19 protein-coding genes are annotated in these 22,331 nt (G+C 49.0%); 12 read left to right on the forward strand and 7 right to left on the reverse strand.

Annotation, left to right across the window (positions count from 1 at the left end; translation table 11 throughout):
* Nucleotides 1-3 precede the first annotated feature (3 nt).
* The 5 genes from P7M01_RS07195 to P7M01_RS07215 all read right to left on the reverse strand — a co-directional run bounded on the left by P7M01_RS07195 (nt 4) and on the right by P7M01_RS07215 (nt 6,665).
* On the reverse strand, nt 4-615 hold the full coding sequence (locus P7M01_RS07195; RefSeq protein WP_317477581.1) for a YidB family protein: 612 nt from the start codon (nt 613-615) through the stop codon (nt 4-6).
* A 36-nt stretch (nt 616-651) separates the two neighbouring features.
* The gene (gene kdsB / locus P7M01_RS07200) at nt 652-1,431 is read right to left on the reverse strand and encodes a 3-deoxy-manno-octulosonate cytidylyltransferase (RefSeq protein ID WP_317483419.1); all 780 of its coding nucleotides are present in this window, start codon (nt 1,429-1,431) and stop codon (nt 652-654) included.
* A 1-nt stretch (nt 1,432) separates the two neighbouring features.
* The gene (lpxK, locus tag P7M01_RS07205) at nt 1,433-2,410 is read right to left on the reverse strand and encodes a tetraacyldisaccharide 4'-kinase (RefSeq protein ID WP_317483420.1); all 978 of its coding nucleotides are present in this window, start codon (nt 2,408-2,410) and stop codon (nt 1,433-1,435) included.
* Nucleotides 2,411-2,497: 87 nt separating this feature from the next.
* A complete protein-coding gene (gene msbA / locus P7M01_RS07210) occupies nt 2,498-4,249 on the reverse strand; it encodes a lipid A ABC transporter ATP-binding protein/permease MsbA (protein WP_317483421.1) in 1,752 nt (583 codons plus the stop codon).
* A 40-nt stretch (nt 4,250-4,289) separates the two neighbouring features.
* Nucleotides 4,290-6,665 carry a DNA internalization-related competence protein ComEC/Rec2 gene (locus P7M01_RS07215; protein ID WP_317486335.1) on the reverse strand — a complete coding sequence of 792 codons (2,376 nt, stop codon included), beginning with the start codon at nt 6,663-6,665 and terminating at the stop codon, nt 4,290-4,292.
* 232 nt (nt 6,666-6,897) lie between these two features.
* Between P7M01_RS07215 and dksA the strand changes: the two genes are divergently transcribed.
* From dksA to folK, 3 genes are all read left to right on the forward strand, one after another.
* Entirely contained in the window at nt 6,898-7,344 is a 447-nt protein-coding gene (dksA, locus tag P7M01_RS07220) for an RNA polymerase-binding protein DksA (RefSeq protein WP_202935777.1), read from the forward strand.
* Between the two features lie 222 nt (nt 7,345-7,566).
* On the forward strand, nt 7,567-8,868 hold the full coding sequence (gene pcnB, locus P7M01_RS07225) for a polynucleotide adenylyltransferase PcnB (RefSeq protein ID WP_317475921.1): 1,302 nt from the start codon (nt 7,567-7,569) through the stop codon (nt 8,866-8,868).
* A complete protein-coding gene (gene folK, locus P7M01_RS07230; protein ID WP_317483423.1) occupies nt 8,868-9,359 on the forward strand; it encodes a 2-amino-4-hydroxy-6-hydroxymethyldihydropteridine diphosphokinase in 492 nt (163 codons plus the stop codon). Before pcnB ends, folK begins: the two co-directional genes overlap by 1 nt.
* Nucleotides 9,360-9,416: 57 nt before the next feature.
* Here the strand turns inward: folK and metX are convergent, their stop codons facing one another.
* Entirely contained in the window at nt 9,417-10,490 is a 1,074-nt protein-coding gene (gene metX / locus P7M01_RS07235; RefSeq protein WP_317475889.1) for a homoserine O-acetyltransferase MetX, read from the reverse strand.
* Nucleotides 10,491-10,687: 197 nt separating this feature from the next.
* Here metX and P7M01_RS07240 point away from each other — a divergent pair, with 197 nt between their 5' ends.
* The 9 genes from P7M01_RS07240 (at nt 10,688) to P7M01_RS07280 (ending at nt 19,436) form a co-directional block, all read left to right on the forward strand.
* The gene (locus P7M01_RS07240; RefSeq protein ID WP_202935780.1) at nt 10,688-11,428 is read left to right on the forward strand and encodes a SanA/YdcF family protein; all 741 of its coding nucleotides are present in this window, start codon (nt 10,688-10,690) and stop codon (nt 11,426-11,428) included.
* A 138-nt stretch (nt 11,429-11,566) separates the two neighbouring features.
* On the forward strand, nt 11,567-12,145 hold the full coding sequence (rsxA, locus tag P7M01_RS07245) for an electron transport complex subunit RsxA (protein ID WP_202935781.1): 579 nt from the start codon (nt 11,567-11,569) through the stop codon (nt 12,143-12,145).
* A gap of 6 nt (nt 12,146-12,151) precedes the next feature.
* Nucleotides 12,152-12,706, forward strand: coding sequence for an electron transport complex subunit RsxB (rsxB, locus tag P7M01_RS07250; protein ID WP_317483495.1), 555 nt, complete (start codon nt 12,152-12,154; stop codon nt 12,704-12,706).
* 1 nt (nt 12,707) lies between these two features.
* A complete protein-coding gene (gene rsxC, locus P7M01_RS07255) occupies nt 12,708-14,918 on the forward strand; it encodes an electron transport complex subunit RsxC (RefSeq protein ID WP_317483424.1) in 2,211 nt (736 codons plus the stop codon).
* Between the two features lie 66 nt (nt 14,919-14,984).
* Entirely contained in the window at nt 14,985-16,052 is a 1,068-nt protein-coding gene (rsxD, locus tag P7M01_RS07260) for an electron transport complex subunit RsxD (RefSeq protein WP_317477571.1), read from the forward strand.
* A gap of 1 nt (nt 16,053) precedes the next feature.
* Nucleotides 16,054-16,656, forward strand: coding sequence for an electron transport complex subunit RsxG (rsxG, locus tag P7M01_RS07265; protein WP_317483425.1), 603 nt, complete (start codon nt 16,054-16,056; stop codon nt 16,654-16,656).
* 48 nt (nt 16,657-16,704) lie between these two features.
* Nucleotides 16,705-17,358, forward strand: a complete 654-nt coding sequence (locus P7M01_RS07270) for an electron transport complex subunit E (RefSeq protein WP_317483426.1) — start codon at nt 16,705-16,707, stop codon at nt 17,356-17,358.
* A complete protein-coding gene (gene nth, locus P7M01_RS07275; RefSeq protein ID WP_317475895.1) occupies nt 17,355-17,990 on the forward strand; it encodes an endonuclease III in 636 nt (211 codons plus the stop codon). The genes P7M01_RS07270 and nth overlap by 4 nt, the downstream gene beginning before the upstream one ends.
* Before the next feature lie 78 nt (nt 17,991-18,068).
* Entirely contained in the window at nt 18,069-19,436 is a 1,368-nt protein-coding gene (locus P7M01_RS07280) for a sodium-dependent transporter (protein WP_317475896.1), read from the forward strand.
* Between the two features lie 145 nt (nt 19,437-19,581).
* Here P7M01_RS07280 and P7M01_RS07285 read toward each other — a convergent pair whose 3' ends face one another.
* On the reverse strand, nt 19,582-22,323 hold the full coding sequence (locus P7M01_RS07285) for a cation transporter (protein WP_317483427.1): 2,742 nt from the start codon (nt 22,321-22,323) through the stop codon (nt 19,582-19,584).
* Between the last annotated feature and the right edge of the window lie 8 nt (nt 22,324-22,331).

Here is a 22,331-nt window from a genome sequence, read left to right on the forward strand (position 1 = left end):
ATGCTATTTAAAGAAATTATTTAATACCGAACCGATATCCTGCGCTAATTCATCATTGCTGCTTGGCGCGGAAGTCCGGCTGGTACGGGTCGGTTGTTGGTTTAAGATTTGACCTAAAATATCGCCCAAACCGCCCTGTTGAATCTGAGATTGCGTTTGTTGTCCGCCCAATAATCCGCCTAACAAATCGTCCAAACCGAAACCCTCTTGTTGCGCCTGTTCGGCGCGCTGAGTAATAACTTCCGGTTGCACGCCGCCCTCGCGCCCGTTCGGAGTTAACATATCGATAATTTGCGGCAACGCCTGAGACAAAATATCCTGCGCCTGCGCTTTTTCCACGCCCGCTTGTTGCGCCACGTCGGAAAGGGTTTCGTCACCGAACACCTCGTTCACCTGTTCGGCGTTCATCGGCTTGTTCTGACCGGTGCCAATCCAAGAATTCAGCAAATCGTCCAAACCGCCTTTTTGCAGTTGGTTGAAAATGCCTTCCATGCCGCCTTGATTTTTCAATAACGAACCCAACACATCCGTAATGACGGAACCGCTTTGCGCCCCGCCGTTACCGGAGCCGCCCAATACATTGCTTAATACCGAACCAATGATTTTGTCTAACATTTTGCTTTCCTTTTAATGTAATTGCCATTTCAGTTGTTAAAACGCCGTCAAAATTGACCGCACTTTTTCTAAATCTTCCGGCGTATCCACGCCCACCGCCGGCACTTCTTCGGCAAGTTCGACATGAATGCGTTCGCCATACCACAACACCCGCAGTTGCTCCAGACTTTCGATTTTTTCCAGCGCTGTCGGTTGCCATTGCACGTATTGTTTGATGAAACCCGCGCGATAAGCGTAAATGCCGATGTGGCGCAAATAATGGTCGCCCAGCTGCAAATCGTCAAGGCTTTTCGTGTTTGCCGCAATACCGGCGAATTGGTCGCGGTTCCACGGAATCGCCGCGCGCGAAAAATACAGCACGTAACCCGCCCGATCCGTCAGCACTTTAACGGCGTTAGGATTAAAGAGTTCTTGTGCCTCCTCAATTTTCACCGCCAGGCTTGCCATATTTACCTGATATTTCGCCAGATTTGCCGCCACTTGTCGCACAATGACCGGCGGAATCAGCGGCTCGTCGCCTTGGATATTGACGATAATTTCATCGTCCGCGATCCCTAATTTTTCCACCACTTCCGCCAAACGTTCCGTACCGGAATTATGTTTTTCCGAGGTCATGCATACTTCGCCGCCGAATTGCAATACGGCATTTTTTACTTGTTCGTTATCCGTCGCCACCACAACACGGCTTGCACCCGATTGACGGGCCTTTTCCCACACATGGCGAATCATGGGTTTGCCGGCAATATCCACCAACGGCTTGCCCGGCAATCGGCTTGACGCAAAACGCGCGGGAATGATTACCGTAAATGTCGTCATATTATTTTCCTTGCTGTGTCATTTGTTGAATTTTATCTAACAGTGCGGCGGATTTTTCCCCTGAAATTTCGGCATCCACCGGCACATACCACCAATTTTGTTGCGAAAATCCACCGCACTTTACCGCATCTTTTTCGGTCATCAATAAAGGCAATGTCGGATCGAATCGAGTAAACAAATCCGCGCTGAATTTCTGATGATCCTGAAATGCCTGAGCGGCAACCAGTTGAACACCTTCACCCTGTAACATTTTAAAAAAACGAGAAGGATTGCCAATCCCGGCAATGGCTGTCGCCTGTTTAAAATCGCTTAATTCACGCTTTTCATTTGTCACTAAATTGATCGCATAATGAGGAACCAACCGCATCACCGCATCCGAATAAACATTTTCCCCGCCGTTGGTAATAACGAGATCCACATCCGCCAGGCGACGCGGCAATTCCCGCAACGGTCCCGCAGGCAAAATCCATCCGTTACCCAGCCCTCTGACGGCGTCCATCACCACAATTTCAATATCGCGTTGCAATTTATAATGCTGTAATCCGTCATCACTGATGATCACATCACAGGAATAACGGTTTAATAATAATTCTACCGCCTGTCGGCGATTCGGCGAAATACACACCGGTACACCGGTACGCTTGGCGATAAGAACGGGTTCGTCGCCGCCTTGAATCGGATCGGTTTCGGCATTCACCAATAAAGGATAAACTTCAGACCGGCTACCGTAACCGCGGGAAATTACACCGCAGGTTAATCCGCGTCCCTGCAACTGTTGTACCAGCCATATGACCACCGGCGTTTTTCCGTTTCCGCCAACCGACAAATTACCCACAATCACAACGGGAACCGGCGCTTTATAAGCGGAAATAATGCCGGATTGAAATAAAAAACGGCGAATGGTACTGATTAGCCAAAACAGAAAAGAAAAAGGCAACAACAAATAGGCAATTTTGGAACGGGAATACCAGAAATTCATTATTGTCTCCGTGATACGGCGTTTTTGCGCTCGTATGAATTTGATGTCGTTCTAAATAACAAAACGGCGGGCAAACGCCCGCTTTATTTAATGGGAAAACTGCATGGAATGCAACTGTTTGTAAGCGCCGCCCTGCGCCAATAAATCCGCATGCGTACCCCGTTCTTTAATTTCACCGTTTTCAATCACAATAATTTCATCGGATTTTTCAATCGTGGATAAACGATGGGCAATCACTAAGACGGTACGATCTTTTTGTAGTTCCTCCAATGCCGCCTGAATCGCGCGTTCCGACTCCGTATCCAGCGCCGAAGTGGCTTCATCCAGAATCAACACCGGCGAATTACGCAATAAAGCTCGGGCTATGGCAAGACGCTGACGTTGCCCACCGGACAAACTGGCGCCGTTTTCACCGATCACCGTATCCAATCCGTTATCCAGTTTTTCAATAAATTCCATGGCATGCGCCGCTTTCGCCGCGGCAATAATTTCATCTCGACTATATCGGTCATTCGCTGCATAGGCAATATTATTCGCAACGGTATCGTTAAATAAATGAACCTGTTGCGACACAATGGAACATTGCTCGCGTAAATTAGACAGCTTGTAATCCCGAATATTCACACCGTCTAACAGAATCTCGCCGTCCGTGACGTCATAAAAACGGGTCAGTAAGCTGGCGATAGTGGATTTGCCCGAACCGGAGCGCCCGACCAATGCCACGGTTTTACCCTGGTTAATCTGAAAATTGATATTTTTCAGCGCCAACTCTTCTTTGCCTTCATAGGCGAAAAATACGTTTTTGAAGGTTACCTCACCTTTAGCGCGCGTCACTTCTTTTGTTCCCTGATCCTTTTCCACATCTAAATCCAGGAAATCGAATAACGTCTGACACGCCGCCATTCCGCGCTGAAATTGCGAATTCACGTTGGTTAAGGATTTCAACGGACGCATCATCGCCATCATAGAAGAAAATACTACAGTGAAAGAGCCGGCGCTCAGATTATCGATCGCCAGACTTTTAATAGTCGCCACATACAACACGGCGGATAAAGCTAAAGACGCAATTAACTGCACCACACCGTCGGCAATTCCGTCCGCCGCAACAATTTTTAACCCTTTGCGACGCATATCGTCGCTCACCTCGTTAAAACGGCGTTCTTCCACTTGTTGCCCGCCGTAAGACAAAATCACTTTATGCCCTTTGATCATTTGCTCGGTGGTCGTGGTTAGCTCCCCCATCGCCCCCTGAATATTACGGCTTAACTCGCGGAAACGTTTTGACACCACACCGATCAATCCGCCGATGATGGGCGCCAAAATAAATAATACGACGGAAAGCTGCCAGCTGGTGTAAATCATCACCGCAAACAGCGAAATCAAATAAACGCCTTCACGTACAATAGTAACCAACGCGGAGGATGACGAATTGGCGACCATTTCCGTATCATAAGTCACACGGGATAATAAACGGCCGGCCGGATTTTGGTCGAAATAACTCACCGGCATAAACATCATATGACGGAACAAACGACGGCGGATATTCATCACCACGTTGCCGGACACCCAGGAAATGGCGTACGCGGAAAAATAATTGGTAATCCCGCGGAAGAAAATAAACACTACCACGACCACCGCCATCAATTTCAGAAAATCGTGATCCGCCGTACCGAAACCTTCGTCCAACAGCGGTTTAAGCAAATAGATCAACCCCGAATCAATCAACGCATTCAGTATTAACATGACACCGCCGCCCACCAGCACCCAGCTGTAAGGTTGAATGGTCGGCCATAAACGCTTAAAAGTTTTAAAAGTCGAAATGTCTTTTTCTTGTGTCATAAATCGAATCGTCCGTAAAAATTTGAACGCATTGTACCCGTTATTTCCGACTTTCGCCAATAAATCCGCGATACCAGGGCGAAAAATCGGTTCTCATGGTCTCAACCGACATCTTTTCTCCGTTAAAATGCACGGAAATTTGTCCAAAAACTGCTGTATTTTTGACCGCACTTTGCGCGCGCAGCAAACGTTCCACCACCGACGGATGAGGAAAATGCCACGGATTCCAACGTCCGCTGGAAATCAACGCAATCTCCGGCCGAATTCGCCGAACCAAACGGCTGCCCGTAGACGTTTTGCTGCCGTGATGCCCCACCTGCAAAACATCCGTTTTGCCCAACCGATCGATAATCTGATTTTCCGTCGCCACGTCCGCATCGCCCGTCAGCAAAACACGGTGAATACCGTCGGAAACCGACACAATACAAGAATCGGCATTTTCCGCACGCACCGCGATTTTCGCCGGCGATAACACGTCAAACCTCAGATTTTGCCAACGCCAGTTTTGCCCCCGCAGGCAAAAAGTGCGGTCAATTTTTCCATAGTTTTCGTGAGACGGCGTAATCAGTTCAATTTCGGGATAAGCCTGTAAAATCGTCTGTGCACCACCGGAATGATCTTTATCGTCATGACTTAAAATCAGCTTATCCGGCACAATTCCCTGCCGTTGCAAATAAGGCAGAATTTCAATTTCCGCCATAGAACCGCCTTCCCATGCCACGCCGGTATCATACAAAACGGCGCGCTGATTTTTCACGATCAAAGTGGCCAGCCCTTGGCCGACATCCAAAGTTTCCACCCGCCAATCCGGTTCCCGCCACCATAAATATCCCCAATGCACGGCGCAGAATAAAAGCAATAACAAACAACCGCTCACAATAAACGGCCGTTCCGCCGGTTTATTTTCCAGCGAAAAACCAAGCCGGGCGCGTCCCGAGCGCGAATGGCCGTGTGCCGCTAACGGCGGGCCGACCGCTGCACGTTCGCGATAAAGCCAAAGGATAAAAATCAGCAGGCAAAATGTTAAAAGTGCGGTCAAAATCCAGCCTGTTTTTTCGCTGACCGTCAGCCAATAACCGTCAAACCGCATAATCAAATGAGTAATCCATTGCGCAAATTGATCGGCAAGCCGCCAGGATCCGAGCGCGCCGTTCGTCAACACGGCAAATAACACCAATGGCACCAGGAAAAAGCTGAAAAACGGCACCGCGATCAAATTCACCGCGAATCCGGCCCAGGAAACGCCGTTAAATAACGCAATCTGAATAGGCGTAAACAGCCATAACAAACCGAACTGTAAATGAAACAGCGCAAAAATCCACTGCACTTTGCTCGGAATAGGTTGTTCGCGCCAGCGAACGGCGTGCAGCGGGAAAATCCGATACCATAAAATCAGGCAAAATACCGCGCCCACCGATAACCAAAAACTGGCGGATAAAATCATCAACGGACTGCTCAGCAATAAAACGGCGACTCCGTAAACAAAAAGCTGCCAGGGCGAACAGTATCCCCGGGCAAAACGCAGGCTTAACAACAAAAATAACGCCACTAACGCGCGCGAAGTGGGAGCGGCGAAGCCCGCCAGATTCACATAAATCCATGCCAATCCCGCGCCGGTAAGCGATGGCAACAGCGGCGAAATCCATAAAGTCGGCAGAAAAAACTGAAACGCCCGCCCCAGCCCCATTCCCAGCATCATCGCTAAACCGATGTGTAGCCCGGAAATGGCAATTAAATGCGCCGTGTTGGTTTGCTGATAGGCTTGCCAGGCTTCAGGTTTCAGCCAAGCGCGTTCGCCAAAACCCAACGCCAATAACAATCCTTGCTGCGGTAAGTCTGCGGTTTGCCTGAGCGATTGATGAAACCATGCTTCCCGCCATGAAAAATCGTCACCGATTTTGACCGCACTTTTCACCGTTCCCGTCGCCGTAATCGCTTGAGAAAAATACCACGCCTGGCGATCCATGCCGCCCTGATTCAAGCGGGAAGACAACGGACGTTGACGTATTTCCAGCCGCCAGATTTCACCGGCTTTTACGGGGGAAGAATCGTTCCAAGTCACATAATACAGTTGACGGTTCGCCGTATTTTTAACGATCGCGGTTTGATAATCGCCGATATGCTGAATCTTCTGAATGCGAAATTCCGCCGTGACGTTTTGTGCGGAAACCGCCTGCGCCTGTTGCAACAAATGAAGAACTTGGCTGTGGGAAATCATTAATCCCACGCAAAGCCCTACCCCGCCCAAAACGATACCACCCCAAACGGAAAATCGACGCCGCCGATAAAAATAAACATTGAGGCCCACCAAAACGCACAAAACGCCAAACAGAAAATCCGAAGATAATAATCCCCTTTCCGGTAAAAACAGAATGGTAGCGACTCCGGCAATACAACCCAATGCAAACTTTTCCACCGCATAACTCTCTTTCACTTTGCCATTTAACGCAATATGGCGGAAAAATGCGACAGGATAAACTTAATCAAAACGAAATTGGAATCTCACTCACAAATTTGTCAATTTAATGTAAAATTTTCCAGTTTGTGATAATTTTATTTGATTATTTATCCGACTTCTGCTATTTATACGCCTTTCAAAAACCATGGGTTTTTGGTACGGGATTTTATTTACTGTTTTGGAGAAAAACATGGCAACTACGAACTCGGCATCTTTAAGTCTTTTGGCGTTGGCTGGCGTTGAACCATACCAAGAAAAAGCCGGCGAAGAATATATGAACGAAAAACAAATCGTTCATTTCCGCAAAATTCTGCAAGCCTGGCACGATCAAATTGTAGAAGAAGCAAGCCGTACAGTGGCTCACATGCAAGACGAAGCGGCGAACTTCCCGGATCCTGCCGATCGTGCGACCCAGGAAGAAGAATTCAGCTTAGAATTGCGTGCCCGTGATCGCGAACGCAAATTAATGAAAAAAATTGAAAGTACATTAAAAAAATTAGATACCGAAGACTTCGGTTATTGCGATTCCTGCGGAGAAGAAATCGGTATCCGCCGTTTGGAAGCGCGTCCGACCGCAGATTTATGCATCGATTGCAAAACCCTGGCGGAAGTTCGCGAAAAACAAATGGGTTATTAATTTTCTAATGATACGGTGGGCGCGTTATGCCCACTCTTTTTATTGGAGTAGTAGATTATTTTAACTTATCTCAAAAACCTGTTTATTAAACATTCAAAACAGGAAAAACAAAAAAAATCCGAACGAAACGAACCGCACTTTATTTCTCAATCGGCTCAACCCGCTCGTTCATCTAAAAAAAATTTCAAATCCGAAAAACAAGCTTCTCATTACAAAAAATATATCATTAAGGCTAACATCGCGGGCATCTCTCCGCGCATGATCAGCAAAAACGCCCTGACGGTAGTAGACAAACTTAATCGCAACGGCTACGAAGCCTATGTGGTCGGCGGTTGTCTGCGGGATTTATTGTTAGGAAAAAAACCGAAAGATTTCGATGTGGCGACAAATGCCCGCCCGGAACAGATTCAGGCCGTTTTTCAGCGTCAATGCCGGTTGGTGGGACGCCGCTTCCGTTTAGCGCATGTTATGTTCGGTCGCGACATTATTGAAGTGGCCACCTTCCGCGCCAATCATACGGAAAGTAAAAACGAAAATCAGGCGCGTCAGAACGAAGACGGCATGCTGTTACGGGATAATGTGTACGGCACCCTGGAGCAGGATGCCGAACGTCGCGACTTTACCGTTAACGCCCTGTATTACAATCCGAAAGACAACACTATTCATGATTATTATCAGGGTATTGAAGATCTCAAAGCGGGAAAACTCCGCTTAATCGGTAATCCGGCTACGCGTTATCAGGAAGATCCGGTACGCATGCTGCGTTCCGTTCGTTTTATGGCAAAACTGGATATGTTTCTGGATAAACCCAGCGAAGAACCTATCCGCCAACTGGCGCCATTGCTGAGAAATATTCCGCCGGCAAGATTATTCGACGAAAGCCTGAAATTGCTGCAAGCGGGTTTCGGCGTCAAAGCTTATCGCTTGATGCGGGAATACGGACTGTTTGAACAGCTTTTCCCCTCACTGACGCCTTATTTCACCGAAAAAAACGACAGTTTTGCGGAACGCATGATTGAAAAAGCCCTTACCTCGACCGATGAACGCGTAGCGGATAAACTGCGGATTAATCCAGCATTTTTATTTGCCGCATTTTTCTGGTATCCGTTACGCGAAAAAGTGGAAATCCTGAAAAATGAAGGCGGTTTGAATAATCATGATGCCTATGCGCTGGCAAGTAATGAGGTTTTAGATCAATGCTGTTCCGCCTTGGCGGCGCCGCGCCGTCATACCGGCGTTATCCGCGATATTTGGTTCCTCCAGCTGCAATTAACGAAACGTTCGGGTAAATATCCCGCCGTGACCATGAGCCACCCGAAATTCCGGGCGGCGTACGATCTGCTGGCGATGCGGGCTGAAATCGAAGGCGGCGAAGCCATTGAATTGGCGACATGGTGGCATGAATATCAGTTCAGCAATGAAGAACAGCGTCATAACCTGGTGAAAGAACAGAATAAAAACGCGCCGAAGAAAAAGCGCTATTATCGTCCGCGCAAACGGAATAAAGCTAAGGCGGCGGCATAATGGCCGTTGCTTACATTGCCCTGGGCAGCAATCTGAACGCACCGGCGGAACAACTGAATGCGGCGGTTAAGGCGATTGCCGCTTTGCCGCAAACTAGCGTTGAGAAAGTCAGCAGTTATTACGGCAGCAAACCGATGGGACCGCAGGATCAACCGGATTACGTCAATGCGGTGTTGCAAATTCAAACCGAATTGTCGCCGCCGGCGTTATTGGATGAGTTGCAGCGCATTGAAAACGAACAAGGACGGGCTCGCTTACGCCGTTGGGGCGAACGGACGCTGGATTTGGACATTTTGTTATATGACAATCTGAAAATGCAAAGCGAACGCCTCACGATTCCTCATTACGACATGCAAAACCGCGAATTTGTGATCGTGCCTTTGGCTGAAATCGCGCCGGAACGGATTCTGCCCGACGGCAAAACGGTGGCCGAATTAATGCGAAATTTCGCCCATCACCAAATGAAGGTGATCGCCCCTTCCCGCTCATAAATTTTACATAAAAAGCCCGCACGGAATAAAAGTGCGGGCGATTTTTCGATAGTTTTTTTACTCCAGCCCGGCGCGAATTTTGCCGTCGAAACTGTCATAATCCACCAGAAACGCGTCATGCCCGTAATCGGAAGGGAACTCATAATACAACAAATTCACGCCGGCCTGTTCCAATAAGGCTTTGCTTTTATGCAAATCCACCTGTTTGAACAATTGATCGTTCGTGACGGACACCAACGTATAACGCGCTTTAATGCGGGAAAGCGCGGCATGCATATTTTCAAATCCGAGGCTCGGATCATACAAATCCAACGCTCGCAGCAAATGCAAATAAGTATTGGCGTCGAAGCGTCCCAGGAATTTTTTCCCTTGATAAGTTAAATAGCTTTCCACTTGAAAATAATCGCCCCAATACACGCCTTCCGCTTTAGTGGCCCGACCGAACGCTTTTGCCAGCTGAATATCCGTGCGATAGGTCAACATTCCCAGCATACGGGCGATGGCGAGTCCTTTTTCCGGCGCTTCGCCCTCATAATAATCGCCGTGACAAAAATGAGGATCGTTAATAATCGCCTGACGCATGACATGATTAAACCCGATAGCTTCCGCACTCAGAGTTAACGAGGAACACAGATTGATAATATTATCCATAAAATCGGGATAATAAACGGCCCACTGCGTAGCCTGCATGCCGCCGAAAGATCCGCCGATTACCGCATGAAGATGAGGAATAGCGAGATAATCAATCAGCGCTTTCTGCACATGCACGATATCCTGCACGATAATATTGGGAAAAGTACTGCCGAAAGGCTTGCCCGTTTTAGGATTAACGGAAGAAGGCCCGGTGGTGCCTTTGCAACCGCCCAGCACATTGGAACAAATAAAAAAATACTTCGCCGTATCAAACGCCAGTCCGTCTCCCATAAACTGTTGCCACCAGCCGCTCTGACCGTTATCGGGAAAATAAGGCTCGGCATCGCCGGTTAAGGCATGACAAAGCAAAATGGCATTACTTTTTTCCGCATTCAACGTCCCGTAGGTTTGATATGCCACCTCAATATGGTCTAATTCTCCCCCGAACATCAAACTAAGCGGGCGATCGTTGAAAAGCGTCACTTTTTGTACTGCCATGATAAATCCAAAAGCGAAAAACAGAGTTAAAAGGATAAAAGGTGCGTATAAGCTACCGCCGAGACTATTTTTTGTCAAGAAAATTTAGACGTCTAAACGTCTAAAAATTCTGCCGGAAATCCTCGCCGGAAATTTATTCTTGAATTTGACCGCACTTTTCTTTAAGGTAAGCCATCTGAGTAGGAGAAAATTGCATAATGCCGAGCCTTATTTCCCGAACCATCACCTTGCCAGCCGCCAAAGTGCGGTCGATTTTAGCGATATTTTCCCTAAAACGTTTCATCGGCATCCTGGCTATCGGTTCCACGGCATTCATTGTATTGCTCACCGCTATCGATCAAATGATCGCCTACTATGTGAAAGACGCCATTTATACCGATCTTTCCCGCTTGCCCTACCGCCCTTACGGACTGCTGCTCGGCACCTCGAAATACGTGGCGAAAGGCACGCCCAACACATTTTATACCAATCGGATCTATGCCGCCGACACCCTGTTCAAACGGCAAAAAATCGATTACCTGCTGCTGAGCGGAGATAATCGCACCTTACAATACAACGAACCGCGTACGATGGCGCGGGATTTGCGTAAACTCGGGATTAGCGACGAATTTTTATTCCCCGATTACGCCGGATTCCGCACCCTCGACAGCATTATCCGCGCCAAAGAAATATTCCGCGCCGAACCTATGACGATTATCACTCAACGCTTTCACTGCGAACGGGCGTTATTCATCGCCAAATATCATCATATCGACGCCGTCTGTTTCGTCGCCGATTCGCCTTACAGCGCGTCCGTCACCCGAGTGCGGGAAAGTTTCGCCCGCATTCTCATGCTGTGGGAATTATTCCGTGAAAAACGCCCGCACTTTTTAGGTTCGCCCGAACCGTTACCGCCGCCGATTCAGCGCGCGACATTATCTCAATCGTCGGAGCAGTAATTGCGCATCGGCCTACGTTCATCGCATCAGACAGCGCAAAATTACCTCAAATTTTTTATTGTTCTGTGCCTTTAAAACTAGGATAATACCGGTTTAATTTCTACGTCTCTCTCGCAAAATGCGAATTTACAAGCAGTTATGGAATATATTCTACTCATCATTTCTACCGCCTTAATTAACAATTTTGTGCTGGTAAAATTCTTAGGTCTTTGCCCGTTTATGGGGGTGTCGAAAAAAGTCGAAACCGCCGCCGGCATGGGATTGGCAACCATGTTCGTATTAACCGTGGCTTCACTTTGCTCTTATTTGGTGAACACTTATCTGCTTATCCCGTTACAGGCGGAATTTTTACGCACTTTAGTCTTTATTCTGGTTATTGCGGTAGTGGTGCAATTTACCGAAATGGTGATCAATAAAACCAGTCCGACGCTTTATCGTTTGCTGGGCATATTCCTGCCGCTCATTACTACGAACTGTGCGGTATTGGGCGTGGCGCTGCTCAACGTTAACCTCGCTCATAATCTCACCCAATCCGTTATTTACGGTTTCGGTGCATCGTTAGGCTTCGCCCTTGTGTTGATTTTATTCGCTTCTCTGCGGGAACGCATCGCTGCGGCGGATGTGCCGGTGCCGTTCCGCGGCGCCTCTATTGCGCTGATTACCGCGGGGCTGATGTCACTTGCCTTTATGGGGTTTGCCGGTTTAGTGAGAGCATAAATGATGATGTACGTATTGCTTGCCGTCGCCGCTCTTGCCTTAATTTTCGGGCTGATCTTAGGATTTGCCTCGGTAAAACTTAAGGTGGAAGCGGATCCGTTAGCGGAAAAAATTGACGCCGTATTACCGCAAAGTCAATGCGGACAGTGCGGTTATCCCGGCTGTAAACCTTACGCCGAAGCCATTGTGAACGGCGATGAAATTACCAAATGCGTACCCGGCGGACAGCCGACCGTGGTAAAAATTGCAGAAATTCTCGGCGTGGACGTTCCGGCGACGGACGGCATGGCGGAACCGGAAATCAAAGTCGCCTTCATTCATGAAGATATGTGTATCGGTTGTACCAAATGTATTCAGGCCTGTCCGGTAGACGCTATTATCGGAACCAATAAAAGCGTACACACGGTTATTCCGGATCTCTGTACCGGCTGTGAACTTTGCGTGGCACCTTGCCCGACCGATTGCATTACCATGGAAAAAGTCGAACCGAAAATTGAAAATTGGGACTGGAAACTTGCTCCCAATGTCATTCCCATCAAAAACGTAGCGGAGGAAAAATAAGATGACAGATGTGCTGACCCGCTACAATTCCGGCAAACTTTGGGATTTCGACGGCGGAATTCATCCGCCGGAAATGAAATCTCAATCTAATTCTACGCCGATTTCTACCGCACTTTTAGCGGAAAATTACTGTGTTCCCGTCAAACAACATGCGGGTAATGCCGGTAATTTACTGGTTAAAACGGGCGATTACGTACTCAAAGGACAACCGCTCACCCAAGGCGACGGGCTGCGGGAGCTGCCGGTACACGCGCCCACTTCCGGCACCGTCACGGCGATTGAACCTTATATTGCCGCGCATCCGTCCGGATTAAACGAATTGGCCGTGCATATTCGCGCCGACGGCAAAGACCAATGGCGTGCGCAGCATCCGACGGAGGACTATTTTACCCAAGCGCCCGAACAACTTATCGAAAAAATTTATCAGGCGGGCGTCGCCGGATTAGGCGGTGCCGCGTTCCCGACAGGTGCAAAAGTGGATTCCGCTCAGGGAAAGGTAAAATTACTGATTATTAACGGCGCGGAATGCGAACCCTATATCACTTGTGATGATCGGCTCATGCGCGATTATGCCGCCGAAATCATCGAGGGCATACGAATCTTACGCTATATTCTGCGTCCGGAAAAAGTGGTGATCGCCGTTGAAGATAACAAACCGGAAGCCGTCGCCGCCCTGCGCGCCGCATTACAGGGCGCAGACGACACGGATATTCGCGTCATTCCGACCAAATATCCTTCCGGCGCCGCCAAACAGTTGATTTACATTCTCACCGGCATGGAAGTACCGCACGGTCAACGCTCCTCCAGCATCGGCGTTTTAATGCAAAACGTAGGAACCGCCTTTGCCGTCAAGCGTGCCATTATCAACGACGAGCCCCTGATCGAACGGGTTGTCACCCTTACCGGCGACAAAATTCCCCATAAAGGCAATCAATGGGTGCGCCTGGGCACGCCGATCGATTTCATTCTGAAGAATGCCGGATACCAAACGGACGATCGCTTTCCGGTTTTCCTCGGCGGACCGATGATGGGGCTGATCGTGCCGGATTTGCGCGCGCCGATAACAAAAACGGCGAACTGTTTACTGGCGCCGGATCATTTCGAATATGATCCGCAGGCTACCGAACAGGCCTGTATTCGCTGCTCCGCTTGCTCGGACGCCTGCCCGGTGCACCTGATGCCGCAACAAATGTACTGGTATGCACGGGCGGAAGATCACGACAAATCGCAACAATATCAGCTTATGGACTGCATCGAATGCGGCCTGTGCGCTTATGTCTGTCCGAGTCATATTCCGTTAATTCAATATTTCCGCCAGGAAAAAGCCAAAATCTGGGATATTGAAGCAAAAGCGAAGAAAGCGGAAGAGGCCAAAATTCGTTTCGAAGCCCGCCAAGCGCGGTTGGAACAGGAAGAACAAGCTCGCAAAGCGCGTAGTCAACGTGCCGCAGCCGCCCGCCGTGAAGAATTGGCGGCCAGCGAAGGCGAAGATCCGGTGCAAGCGGCGCTTGCTCGTCTGAAAGCGAAAAAAGCCGGCGAAGCGCCCGACACCCTCGGTAACGCCAAAGGCACGCCGCAAATCAAAACCATTCTGACGGAAAAAGGCGAAACTGTTCCGGACAACAGCGAAATGACGGCGTTGCGTCGGGCTCGCCGCTTAGCCCGTCAACAGGCAAATGACCATTCGCCGGCGACCGACAAAACCGGCGATACGGTTGCAACGAGCGTTGAAACCGCCGCACAAAAAACATCGGAAAATTCGCCCGCACTTGATGCGAAAAAAGCTGCCGTTGCCGCCGCAATCGCGCGCGCCAAGGCGAAAAAAGCGGCGCAGCCACAACATGGCGAAGCGGTTTCAGCCGGTCAGCCGGCGACGGACGAAGTTCAAACGGAAAGTGCCGACGTCGAAGCCGCCGCACAAAAAACATCGCAAAATTCGCCCGCACTTGAGGTGAAAAAAGCCGCCGTTGCCGCCGCAATCGCGCGCGCCAAGGCGAAAAAAGCGGCTCAGCCACAACATGGCGAAGCGGTTTCAGCCAATCAGCCGGTGGCGGACGAAGTTCAAACGGAAAGTGCCGACGTCGAAGCCGCCGCACAAAAAACATCGCAAAATTCGCCCGCACTTGATGCGAAAAAAGCCGCCGTTGCCGCGGCAATCACGCGAGCTAAGGCGAAAAAAGCGGCACAACAAACGGAAAATGAGAAAAAATAATACGGAATACGGCTAGGTTTTCAGCTGACAACCATCGCTTAGTCGCATTAAAAATGAGTAAAAATAATGTTTAAACTGACCAGTTCTCCTCATATTCACTCAGGCAAATTCACGGCTCGCATCATGCTGTGGGTGATTTTTGCCATGCTGCCGGCATTGGCCGCGCAGATTTATTACTTCGGTTTCGGTGTGTTAATTCAAATTTGTTTAGCCGTTACTCTGGCATTGGCGCTGGAATTCGCCGTGACAAAATTACGCCAAAAGCCGTCGCTGTTTTATGTAAGCGATTTCAGTGCGATATTAACCGCCATGATTCTCGCCATGGCCATTCCGCCTTATGCACCTTATTGGGTGATTCTGATCGGCACGTTTTGCGCGCTGCTCTTAGGCAAGCACGTATACGGCGGGCTGGGACAGAATTTATTTAATCCCGCCATGGTCGGATATGTCGTGCTGTTAATTTCATTTCCGTTACAGATGACGGGTTGGATGCCGCCGATTTCGCTATTACACGAACCGCCGACTTTGAGCGACAGTGTCGGTCTGATTTTCGCCGGCGTCACCGATGACGGTTTCAGCTTGTCGCAGTTAGTGTCTTCCATTGACGGCATCACGTCTGCAACTCCGTTAGACAGCGCCAAAACCTGGTTTAAGCTAAACGGATCGGCAGCGGATTTACGGAATCAGCCGATTTTTCTGGCGAGCTTGGACGCCGGCTTGGGTTGGATGCAAATCAATCTCGCTTTTCTCATCGGCGGATTATTTTTAATCTGGAAAAAGATCATTCACTGGCAAACGCCGCTCGCTATGTTGCTGACCATTAGCATTTTTTGCGGGATTTTTGATCTATTCGGCGGCACCCACAGCGTCAGCTTTTTCAGCCAACTGGTCAGCGGCGCCATGATGTTCGGCGCGTTCTTTATCGCAACCGATCCCGTTACCGCGCCGGTAACGCCGAAAGGCAAATGGGTTTTCGGCGCGTTAATCGGCTTGCTGGTGTGCTTAATCCGCCAATTCGGCAACTATCCGGACGGCGTGGCGTTCGCGGTTTTGCTCGCCAACATCTGCGTACCGTTAATCGATCAATACACCCGCCCTCGCGTAACGGGATACGGCTTGAGTAAAGGAAATTAATATGAATACCACCAAAATTTCAGCCAAATACGGAGTCATGCTAGGCTTTGTCGCCTTGCTCTGCACGGCAATTTCGGCAGGCGTTCATTTTCTAACCAAGGACAAAATCGGCGCGGAAGCCGCCAAACAACAACAGGTTTTATTAGCTCAGGTGATTCCCGCCGATTATTATGATAACGATGTGACGGCAAACTGCGAAACTCCCGATTCACAAGAAATCGATAAAATTTGTACCGCACTTTCCGGCGATAAGGTGCGCGCCTATGCTGTTGAGGCCACGGCGCCGGACGGTTATTCCGGCAAAATCCGGTTACTGATGGGGATGACGCCGGAAGGCGAAATTCTCGGCGTGCGCATTCTGGAACATAATGAAACGCCGGGCCTGGGCGATAAAATCGAAACCCGCATTTCCGATTGGATTCTGAATTTCAGCCATCAGAAAATCGATCCGCAGAACCTGCGGGATTGGGCGGTAAAAAAAGACGGCGGAAAATTTGACCAATTCGCCGGCGCAACCATCACGCCGCGGGCGGTGGTTAACCAAGTGAAACGTACGGCGTTAGAGGTGTTAAGCCGTCGATCGAGCGGAATATCGGACAAATAATGCGTACTTTGCCTTCAAAGTGCGGTCAAAATTACAAGAGTTTTTTATATGACAGAACAAACGAACCAAACTATTTGGCGCGAATTATTGACTCAGGGAATTTGGCGCAATAATCCCACCATCGTCCAATTACTCGGGCTCTGCCCGTTGTTAGCGGTGTCGAATTCCGCCACCAATGCGCTGGGATTGGGATTGGCGACGCTGCTTGTGCTCATTTGTACGAATACCATGGTGGCGCTGTTTCGCAAGCAGATCCCTCATGAAATCCGCATTCCCATTTATGTGATGATTATCGCCACCACGGTGACGGCGGTACAACTGTTAATGAACGCTTATACTTACAGCCTGTACCAATCCCTTGGCATTTTCATTCCCTTGATTGTGACCAACTGTATTGTCATTGGCCGCGCGGAAGCCTTTGCTTCAAAAAACGGCGTATTGCATTCCGCTTTCGACGGCTTTGCCATGGGATTGGGTATGACGCTCAGCTTGTTTTTATTGGGCGCGTTGCGGGAAATTTTCGGCAACGGCACATTATTTGACGGCTTACATTTACTGCTCGGCGATTGGGCGAAAATCTTCCGTATCGAATTTTTTCACCACGACAGCAATCTGTTGCTGGCCATTTTGCCGCCGGGCGCATTTATCGGATTAGGCATCATTTTAGCCGCGAAAAATATTTGGGAACAGCGTAAATCATGAATCAACAGAAACGGATTGAAATTCTCACCCGATTGCGGGATCAAAACCCCAAGCCGACCACCGAACTGACTTATAATTCGCCCTTTGAGTTGCTGATTGCGGTCATTTTATCGGCGCAAGCCACCGATAAAGGCGTAAACAAAGCCACAAAGAAACTGTTTGCCGTGGCCAATACGCCGCAATCCATTCTGGCTTTAGGCGTTGACGGATTGAAAGAATATATAAAAACTATCGGTCTTTATAACAGTAAAGCGGAAAATATCATCAAAACCTGTCGAGATTTAATCGACAAATTTAACGGCGAGATTCCGCAAGATCGCGCGGCGCTGGAAAGTTTGGCCGGCGTAGGGCGCAAAACCGCGAACGTGGTATTGAACACCGCTTTCGGACAACCCACCATTGCGGTGGATACTCACATTTTCCGCGTCGCCAACCGCACCGGCTTCGCACCGGGTAAAGATGTGGTAAAAGTGGAAGAGAAACTGAATAAAGTGGTGCCGGCCGAATTCAAAGTAGACGTTCATCACTGGCTGATTTTGCACGGTCGCTACACCTGCGTTGCTCGCAAACCGCGCTGCGGCTCCTGCATTATTGAAGATTTGTGCGAATTTAAAGATAAAACCGATATCTGATTCCCGTCTTATTTTGCCAAACCGTACAAGTGCGGTTAAAATAACGCACTTTTTTAAAATTTAACGGAAATAATATTAATGACTTCAAAACAAGAACGCCAGACCTGGTCCAGTAAACTCACCTACGTCATGACCGTGGCGGGCGCAACGGTCGGTTTCGGCGCAACCTGGCGCTTTCCTTATTTAGTCGGAGAAAACGGCGGTGGCGCTTATGTGCTGCTTTTTTGTATCGCGATGATCATTATCGGCATTCCGATGATTCTGGTGGAAAATGTTATCGGACGCCGTTTGCGGATAAATTCTATTGACGCCTTCGGTGACAAGCTCCATGACAAACATATTTCCAAATGGTGGAAAATTCTGGGTTACATGGGATTGCTGGGTGCCTTCGGTATTATGGCGTATTATATGGTGCTGGGCGGTTGGGTTATCAACTATATTATCAGCCTGCTCACCGGATCCCTGGACATTTCCTCCCCGATAACCAAAGACACGGCCAAAAGTTTCTATGATATGAGTATCGGCGACAGCCCGTTGCAAATCGCCCTTTATACCTTTCTTTTCGTTGTCGTCAACTACATTATTCTGGCAAAAGGTATTATCGGCGGTATCGAGCGTTCGGTAAAATTCCTCATGCCGTTATTATTTGTGTTTTTAATCGGCATGGTTATCCGCAATGTCACTCTGCCCGGCGCGATGGAAGGGATTATTTATTATTTGAAACCCGATTTCGATAAAATCACTCCGCAACTGTTTATTAAAGTTTTAGGACAGGTTTTCTTCGCGTTAAGTCTGGGGTTCGGCGTCATCATTACCTTATCCAGCTATCTCAGCAAAGAAGAAGATCTGATTCAAACCGCCGTCATCACCGGTTTCACTAATACGATTATCGCGGTATTGGCGGGATTTATGATTTTTCCGTCTCTGTTTACTTTCGGGATTGCGCCGGATTCAGGCCCGACTTTGGTGTTCCAGAGTCTGCCGATTGTCTTCTCCCATTTATGGGCCGGTACATTCTTTGCTATCGTTTTCTTCGGTTTATTACTGATCGCCGCATTAACCACATCTATTACCATTTACGAAGTGATTATCACCGCGTTGCAGGAAAAACTGCGTATGCGGCGCGGTAAAGCCATTGTTCTGACCTTAGGCGGCATTTTCCTGCTGGGCAATATTCCGTCCGTGTTGAGTGATAATCTGCTGAAAAATGTGCGTCCGTTCGGCATGAGTATTTTTGATGCCTTCGATTACGTCAGCGGAAATATTCTGTTTTTATTGACCGCACTTGGCTGTGCCGTATTCGTAGGATTCGTGTTAAAAGAACAGGCGAAAAAAGAATTATCGCCGACGCCGGACTCAACTTTCACCGCAGTTTGGTTTAACTATGTAAAATTTGTGGTGCCGCTGATTATTATCGTCATTTTTATCAGCAACTTTCTGATGTAATTTCAAAAACAAGGCTCCGTCCGGAGCCTTTTTCTCGCCCTTTATCCGAACAAAATTTTGTAAAACATAAACAAAAAAGTGCGGTCAAAAAAACGATCGTTTTTTTGACCGCACTTATACCGGATTAAAGCCTGATAAAATCCGTTTAAGCTTGCGGCGTAAACTTCAATAAACGATTGGCATTGGTCGCGACGGTAATGGATGAACAGGCCATTGCCGCTCCGCCCACCATCGGATTCAGTAGCACGCCGAGCAACGGATAAAACACGCCGGCCGCCAGCGGAATGCCTAGGCAGTTATACACAAAAGCAAAAAATAGGTTTTGCTTCATATTGCGTAATGTGCCTCTGGACAAGCTCAACGCATCCGCCACGCCGTGAATACTGTGGCGCATCAGGGTTAATTCCGCCGTTTCAATCGCCACGTCGGAACCGGATCCCATGGCGATGCTGACATTAGCCTGCGCCAGCGCGGGCGCGTCATTAATGCCGTCCCCCACCATCACCACTTTGCGTCCCTGCGCCTGAAGTTGCCGGATAGCCTGCACCTTACCTTCCGGCAGCACGCCGGCAATCACTTGGTCGATCCCGGCTTCTTTGGCAATAGCTTGCGCCGTTTTTTCCTGATCGCCGGTAAGCATGACCAAGCGATAACCCTGCCGGTGTAAACGGGATAATGCCGCTGCCGTGTCATCGCGCAGCGGATCGCGAATAACAAACACCGCTGCCAACATTTGTTCTACCGCCAGAAACACCACAGTAGCACCTTTTTCGCTTTCCTGCCGGAACGACGATTCGGCTTCCGTCAGCGCGACCGAATGTTGTTCTAATAATGCGCGGTTTCCCAACAAAACAGCTTTGTGCTGAATCGTTGCGGTCACGCCCAAACCTTTTAAGGTGCGGAAATCCGACACGGTTTTCGGCGAAATCCGCAAATCGGCCGCATGTTCCAGAATCGCTTTGGCTAACGGATGGGTTGAGCTTTGCTCTAAATCCGCCGCAAATTGCACCGCAGTTTGCGAATCAAACCCGTTGAAGGTATAAAGTGCGGTCAATTTTGGCTCACCTTTTGTTAACGTTCCCGTTTTATCAAATACTACCGTATCGGCCTCCGCCGCTTTCTGTAAAGCGTCGGCATCCCGCACTAATACGCCTAATTCCGCCGAGCGTCCCACGCCGGCAATAATCGACATCGGTGTTGCCAAACCTAAAGCGCAAGGACAGGCAATAATCAAAACCGTCGTTAATACGACGAAAGAATAAGAAATTTCTTTCGTTACGGCATACCAAATCACGGCGGCGAGCAGCGCAATCGCAATCACCGCCGGCACAAATACGGCGGCGATACGATCCGCAAGCTGGCCGATTTGCGGTTTACTGCTTTGCGCCTGACGCACTAAACGGATAATGTTCGCCAATGTGGTTTTATTACCGATTTGTTCCGCACGAAACAAAACCGCGCCGTCCGTAACCAAGGTGCCGGCGCTGATTTTATCGCCTTCCCGTTTATGCACCGGCAAAGGTTCACCGGTGAGCATACTCTCGTCCAACCAGGCTTCCCCTTGAGTAATGATACCGTCTACGGAAACGCGGTTTCCGGTTTTTAACCGCAAAATCATGCCTTGTTGAACCTGACTCAACGGAATTTCCCGTTCTCCCTCGCCTTCTACAATTAACGCCGTTTTCGGCGTGAGATCCAATAACCGTTCCAAAGCTTTGGAAGATCGCTGTTTCGCTTTCGCTTCCAGCATTTTTCCCACATTAATCAAGCCGATAATCATGGTGCTGCTTTCGAAATACAGATGACGGGCGGTTTCGGGGAAGAAATCCGGCGCAAGCGTGACCGCCATGGAATAAAGCCAGGCGGCGCCGGTTCCCAAAGCGACAAGCGTGTCCATGGTTGCGGTTTTGTTGGCGAGATTTTTTAGGGCTCGCCGGTAAAAATGTCCGCCGGTAAAAACCATCACAATTAAGGAAATCACGCCCACGCCTATCCAATTGCTGCGATTTTCTGCGGTCACTTGCATTTGACCGCCCACCAGCCCCCAGAAAAGCAGACCGAATCCCATAATCAACGCCACAATCGCCTGCCATTTCCGCTGCCGGATTTCATGTTCGATTTGCAAACGTTGTTTATCGCGGCGGTTGGTTTCATCCTCAATCAATTCCGCCCCGTAACCTGCTTGAATAACCGCGTCAATCAAGGCTTCCGGCGTGATATCTCCCATCACAAACGCCGTTTGTTCCGCCAAATTCACGCGAGCGGACCGAACGTTCGGCACCGCCTGTAACGCCCGTTCAACCTTCAACACGCAGGCGGCACAACTCAAGCCGTTTAACAATAAAGTGATTTGCTCGCCGGGAAGCGATTCGGACTGAAAAGATTGCACAACCGCTACGCCTTCGGGAGATGCCGCCGATTGTAACGGTTGTTCAGACTTTGGGCCTTCGTCAGCCTTTAAAACGTCAATCGCCGCGTCTTCAGACTTTGGGACGGCATTTTCAAGCGATGCGTCAAAGCCTGCCTCCACAATAGCCTGAATCGCCGCTTGCGGATCCGCCGCACCATAAATTTTTGCCGAGGTTTTGCTGACGTCAAAAACTTCAATATTTTCGACCGCACTTAATGCTTTTTCGGTGGATTTAATGCAATGTCCGCAATTCAATCCGCTTAACGCCAGAGTAAAATCCGGTTCGGCCGCTTTTGCCCGGTAACCGGCGTCCAGCACGGCATTAATCAGCGATTCCGGCGTTACATCGCCCGTCACTTTAGCAAAATTTAACGTGACTTCCGCCGTTTCTACGCCTTCAACTTTTTCCAATGCCGTTTTAACGGCTTTAATGCAATGGCCGCAGGAAAGATCGCCGAGCGCTAAAATTATCGTCATACTGTTCT

This window comes from Exercitatus varius (assembly GCF_029577735.1).
In the GTDB taxonomy this organism is placed as follows: Bacteria; Pseudomonadota; Gammaproteobacteria; order Enterobacterales; family Pasteurellaceae; genus Exercitatus; species Exercitatus varius.